Genomic DNA, 2,643 nt, shown 5'->3' with positions numbered 1-2,643 from the left:
CGCAGGATCTCCGCTTCGCGCTTAGATAGCGCGCCACTGGAGTGGTGTGGCGCATGACGGAATTTCGGTCTCACCGTATCCAGCGGCAGCGACTCGAGAATGCGTCGTGCGACGAATGGATCGATCAGCGCGCCGCCGCGACGGATGCTTTGCAGCGCGAGACTCAGCTCGGCATCCTTGCGTTCTTTGAGCAAGTAGCCGACGGCACCCGCTCGTAGTGCGGCGAGTACGGTTGTCTGTTCGCCCCAGGCCGAGATAGCCACGGTCGCTATTCGCGGATGATGCTCATGTAGCCACGCGATCAGTTCGATGCCGCTACCGTCCGGCAGTCGAATGTCGATCAGAACAACATCCGGTTTGCTACTGGCAAGCCAAGCCTTGGCTGCGGAAATACTTGCGACGAAGGAAACGTGCACATGCTTCCCCGCCAGTTCGGCCAGCAGACGAGCAAGACGTTGCTGCGCCGTAGTGTCGTCCTCCACGATCAACACTATGCCCAAGTCGATACCCACCAATTCTTCTTGCCCCCTGTGCTCGTTCGAATAGCTCGCACCTTATGCGAGGGATGCGTAATGGCAATATGCCAAAGGGGCTAGTCAAATGCGCCGATAAGATCGCGGAGTTTGTTTCTGCGGCTGATCTGAAGGTTCTTCGCCTCACCGGGTACCTTCATCAATCACCGCCGCGATATGTGCCGCCTTCATATCCATGGCCTGCTTTTTAGGCGGCATCCCGAATATAAGTGACTTATTCTTCCAGCCGTTTCAGTGCGCGCGCGCCGTTGCTTGATGACATGGGTGGCTTGCTGTCGACAGCGTGGGTAATGGTTCTCGTCCTTGCTTGCTTGGCAGGGCGGTTATCAATATTCGTGCCGAAGCACCGGTCTTGATACTTGGTGCTTCGGTCCTTTTATTTGCGACACTTCGTTTCACAAAAGTGACGTAAGGTCCTTCTCGCCGCCAGATTGGGTATCCGGTGGTGCTTATTTCTGTCTGCAGCTGCGTTTTGCCCCCGCCTTCTTGATGGTGAGAGACAGGATCTCGTCAACTTTCATCCAGAAGCATATTGCGTATGTAATACGACATTTTGTCTCACTTTAATGTCCCTGTTGGTCGTGTTTGGGCGCACACATCATGCCTGGTCTACCCAAGTTCTGAGGGTTCCTCACGAATTCGCGTCAGTCTGGCGTCAAATGGCGGTGCCAATGGGCTTGGGGCGGCATGCCCATGGAGATGCTGGCTCATATTTGACCAAGTTCGTCAGTGTTCTCGCCTGTTAAGCGTCAAGTCGTTTCACTAAATGCGCGCTCTTGGACGCGTGCATTGCCGTTGCGTGAGTGCAAATTAGCGGCATGAAACTTGCGTTCGGCTCTCGGCTTGATTTGTGCCGTGTGGCCATACGGACCATTTTGCCGACAGGTTGGGATTGAGAGACACATTTCCATAAACACATGCGCGGTGTGCCATGGATCATGCTCCGCATAAACCAGAGGCCATATGGAGCGGCGATTTCACTTTATCTCGGGCTTGCCAAGGTCCGGGTCAACCCTGCTTTCAGCCATCCTGAGCCAAAACCCGCGCTTCTATGCGGGCATGAGCGGCCCACTCGGCGGCGCCTTCAACACCCTGCTTGGCGACCTCAGCGGTCGTAATGAGTATTCGGTGTTCATCACCGACGAACAACGCAAGCGGATGCTCAAGGGCCTGTTCGGCAACTACTACGGCTCCGAATACGAAGCCGAGGTGGTGTTCGACACCAACCGCGTCTGGTGTACCCGAATGCGCCATCTGAAGGAGCTGTTTCCGCAAGGCAAGGTGATCGCCTGCGTGCGGCACGTATCGTGGATCATCGACAGCGTCGAGCAGTTGATCCGCAAGAACGCCTTCCAGCCGTCGTCCATCTTCAACTACCAACCCGGCGGCACGGTGTACTCGCGCGCGGAAGGCCTGGCCAACGGCGACGGCATGGTCGGCTACGCCTACAACGCGCTGAAAGAGGCGTTCTATGGCCAGGACACCGCCAACCTGATGCTGTTGCGCTACGAGACCCTGGTGAGCGATCCGGCGCGTGCGATCGCGGCCGTGTACGACTTCATCGGTGAGCGTGTCTACCCGCACGATTTCGAAAACATCCGCTACCAGGCGGAGGAGTTCGATCTGCGCGCCGGCACACCGGGGCTGCACACCATCGGCAAGAAAGTCGCCGTGCGCGAACGCACCAGCGTGCTGCCGCCGGATGTGTTTCGTCGTTTCGAGAACGACGTGTTCTGGCTCGACCCCGCACTGAATCCACACCACGTGCGGGTGATTTGAATGCTGCGCACGCGTGCAGCCAACCACTTTTGGATCGACAACCGCTGGCCGCAGCACACGCATGTGCAGCGCTCGCCTCAATGCAACGCCATCAACCATCGCATCGGACGTTAACAGGGGAATTGCCGTGAACCGCATCTATCGACTCGTCTTCAATCGCACGCTCGGTGTCATGCAGGTCGCGTCGGAACTGGTGGCCACGCCCAAAGGCGCCGTTGTCGGTGGCGCGGACGCATCATCGAAGCCGATATACAAGTCGCGCTGGCTGGCGGTGGCTGTGAGTATTGCCCTGGTTAGCATTGCCCTGCCGGCAATGGCGCAGACCTGCACA

General features: G+C 57.6%; 3 protein-coding genes. 2 read left to right on the top strand and 1 reads right to left on the bottom strand.

All coding sequences use genetic code 11. The features are described from left to right. Positions 1-512 (bottom strand): response regulator (locus ABQJ54_RS19080; protein ID WP_367855917.1); only part of this gene is annotated, 512 nt, incomplete at its 3' end. Positions 513-1,496: 984 nt separating this feature from the next. On the opposite strand from ABQJ54_RS19080, the gene ABQJ54_RS19075 reads away from it, so the two are divergent. Together ABQJ54_RS19075 and ABQJ54_RS19070 are read left to right on the top strand one after the other, a co-directional pair. Continuing rightward, the gene (locus tag ABQJ54_RS19075; RefSeq protein WP_367855916.1) at positions 1,497-2,312 is read left to right on the top strand and encodes a sulfotransferase family protein; all 816 of its coding nucleotides are present in this window, start codon (positions 1,497-1,499) and stop codon (positions 2,310-2,312) included. 127 nt (positions 2,313-2,439) lie between these two features. Further along, positions 2,440-2,643, top strand: a 204-nt coding sequence (locus ABQJ54_RS19070) for an ESPR-type extended signal peptide-containing protein (protein ID WP_367855915.1), incomplete at its 3' end; no start/stop codon positions are given.

The organism is Rhodanobacter lycopersici, from assembly GCF_040812335.1.
Lineage (GTDB): Bacteria > Pseudomonadota > Gammaproteobacteria > Xanthomonadales > Rhodanobacteraceae > Rhodanobacter_A > Rhodanobacter_A lycopersici.
The sequence above is the reverse complement of the archived record's forward strand: the minus strand, read 5'-3'. Positions and strand labels throughout refer to the sequence as shown.